This window comes from Streptomyces sp. NPDC002130 (assembly GCF_040296465.1).
Classification (GTDB): Bacteria; Actinomycetota; Actinomycetes; order Streptomycetales; family Streptomycetaceae; genus Streptomyces.
In genome coordinates this window covers 1-2,261 of the sequence record NZ_JBEOXI010000588.1, presented here as the reverse complement: position 1 = coordinate 2,261, position 2,261 = coordinate 1, and the positions used below count along the sequence as shown (strand labels likewise).

Here is a 2,261-nt window from a genome sequence, read left to right as displayed (position 1 = left end):
CCCGCTCGGGGCCTCTTGCCCATCCGGGACTGTGCGCCCGCTCGCGGCCTCATGCCCCCTTGAGGTCTCGCGCCCGCCCGAGGTCTCGCGCCCGCTCGTTGTCCTACTTGTGTTGATGTCCTTGCTCTTTCGCAAGACGAGAGTCGGTTTGCACATGCGTGCAGTCGCGGACAATGCCGAATCTGCCACTCTCGCGGGGGTTTCGACCAGCCGGATCCTGGCGATCGGTTGGGGTGCTGCGGCCGCGATCGGTGCCCTGGCCGGTGTCCTGGTCACTCCGCTCTCGCCGCAACAACTCGGTCTCACGACCATGTTCCCGATCTTCATCGCAGCATCCGCCGCAGCGCTGTTCGGCGGTCTGGACAGTCTCGTCGGCGCAGTTGTGGGTGGGTTGACGATCGGTGTCCTGGAATCGATGCTCAGCGGCTACATTTCGGTGATCGGCGGCTCGCTGCAGCAGACGTCCGCCCTGTTGATCATCGTGGTGATCCTCTTCGTCCGACCCAATGGACTGTTCGGTACCAAGAAACTGGAGCGGGTATGACGACGCTTGCCGAGAGAAATGAACCTGCGGTCGCCGAGAAGGCGGTCGGGCGACCGCGTGTAGTGGTCGCCGGATCGACGTCGTACCGGGTACTCCAGTTGGTTCTGCTCAACGGTCCTCCGTACTGCGCCTGCTCGAGTCTCGTCCGCCTGATCCCGCAGCTTGTACCGATTCCGAAACTCGAGACCACCACGGATACCGCCGACTCCGCACCTGATCCCGTCACCTGACATCTTCATCCCAATGCCAATCAATGCATGATCGCGCGCCCTCGGCATCACCCAGGAAGGCAGCTTTGAGCGGTCATACGTCCAAAAAAGACAGGTTGTGGCACCGATGCTGGGCATTTTCGTTACTGGAGCTTTCACGCGCACCTAACCGGAGGGAACCCTTCACCGGGTGCGCATTGCACGCCGTTTTTCATCTACGACCATCACTTCTTCATTGATCCGGCGGCGCAATGACCGGAACGCGATCGCAGAGATGGCGAATCCGAGCAGCACCGCCCCGAACAGTGCTAACACACCGGGGATTTCGAGTTCGAGTATGGCGTTGATTCCCATGATGATCACTGCGAGGCCGGCGATCAGGGCGAGTCGAACCGCGGTGTAGTACATCACCAGACGCACGAGCTTTGACCGTGCTACACGGTTGATCCGCGCCACGCGCGTCTGCGGTGCTTGATGGGCACCCAGTGCCGCAATTTCTGGGCTGACTGGTGGATTGATACGGCCCTTCGGAGCGGACTGGCGTTTCACGATGCTCGATTCTCGGGTTCGGATCCCGCCTCTGGTTGGCGGGGGCGACAGAACGAACCATATGTCTACTATGCACAATAGTAGTTCAGTGTTGTCCCGGTTCACCGCACCACGCTTGGAGGAAGTGCATGCAGGCACAGTCTCGGTGGTTCCTGCTCTTCCTGGTTGTGATCGGTCTTCTCGTCGTGGCGATCTGGCCTCGATCAACGTCAACCGAGACCCATTCCTCGACCCGGCCTCAAGTGCCTCCGGCCGCCCAGGCAGATGAAGATCGCGTCGACTCGGGGTTTTCCTCGAAGTCCGCGGCAGCAGCGGTTCCCTGTCCTGTGGCCCCGGCAGTACCGCCCGCTGGAGGAGAACTCCTGGGAATCAAAGCGACGTGTCTTGGCGAGAATACTGTGGTCGACCTCGGTGCAGCGCTGTCCGGGGAGCCGACCCTGATCAACCTCTGGGCCTCGTGGTGCGGGCCGTGCCGATCGGAAATCCCGGTCCTGAATGACTATGCAGGTACTCCGGGCTCCATCCGAGTAGTCGGGATCAACGTCCAGGACGACATGTCCACAGCACTAGCGCTTCTCACCGCTGCAGGCGTGCACTATCCCTCGTTCGCTGCGGTCGACGACATCGGAATTGCGCTATCGGCGCCGCCAGTTCTGCCGCTGAGCTTTCTCGTCCAACAAGACGGGTCCGTCGAACAGATTACAACCCCCATGGTTTTCGAAAACACTGACCAAATACGCTCCGCTGTAAGTGAGTTGATGAAATGAATGCCCCCGCACTCCCTCGCAAATCGAGACAACGCGTACTCGGAAAACCGACCCGCATCCTCCCACTGGTCGCTATTCTCACTGCGATCGTCGTCGCCGCGAGTGGATGTGCAACCGGCACCGATGCAGTCGCTTCGGGTGCGAATTTCGATTTCGTGTCACCGGGAGGACAAACCGATATTTTGTACGACC

5 protein-coding genes are annotated in these 2,261 nt (G+C 60.5%); 4 read left to right on the top strand and 1 reads right to left on the bottom strand.

Annotated elements, in window-relative coordinates:
* The first annotated feature begins 31 nt into the window (after positions 1-31).
* Together ABT116_RS43190 and ABT116_RS43185 are read left to right on the top strand one after the other, a co-directional pair.
* Positions 32-544 (top strand): ABC transporter permease subunit, encoded by a 513-nt coding sequence (locus tag ABT116_RS43190; protein WP_351646224.1) that lies wholly within the window; start codon positions 32-34, stop codon positions 542-544.
* Entirely contained in the window at positions 541-774 is a 234-nt protein-coding gene (locus tag ABT116_RS43185) for a hypothetical protein (RefSeq protein ID WP_351646222.1), read from the top strand. Before ABT116_RS43190 ends, ABT116_RS43185 begins: the two co-directional genes overlap by 4 nt.
* A 162-nt stretch (positions 775-936) precedes the next feature.
* Here the strand turns inward: ABT116_RS43185 and ABT116_RS43180 are convergent, their stop codons facing one another.
* Positions 937-1,302: a DUF4229 domain-containing protein gene (locus ABT116_RS43180; protein WP_019747393.1), complete on the bottom strand. Its 366-nt coding sequence runs from the start codon at positions 1,300-1,302 to the stop codon at positions 937-939.
* 128 nt (positions 1,303-1,430) lie between these two features.
* On the opposite strand from ABT116_RS43180, the gene ABT116_RS43175 reads away from it, so the two are divergent.
* Entirely contained in the window at positions 1,431-2,069 is a 639-nt protein-coding gene (locus ABT116_RS43175) for a TlpA family protein disulfide reductase (RefSeq protein WP_003944602.1), read from the top strand.
* Positions 2,066-2,261, top strand: a 196-nt coding sequence (locus ABT116_RS43170; protein ID WP_502984045.1) for a hypothetical protein, incomplete at its 3' end; no start/stop codon positions are given. The genes ABT116_RS43175 and ABT116_RS43170, both read left to right, overlap by 4 nt.

Coding starts and splice junctions, on each gene's coding strand:
- ABT116_RS43185 (WP_351646222.1), top strand. CDS start 541: ATGACGACGCTTGCCGAGAGAAATGAACCTGCGGTCGCCGAGAAGGCG.
- ABT116_RS43175 (WP_003944602.1), top strand. CDS start 1,431: ATGCAGGCACAGTCTCGGTGGTTCCTGCTCTTCCTGGTTGTGATCGGT.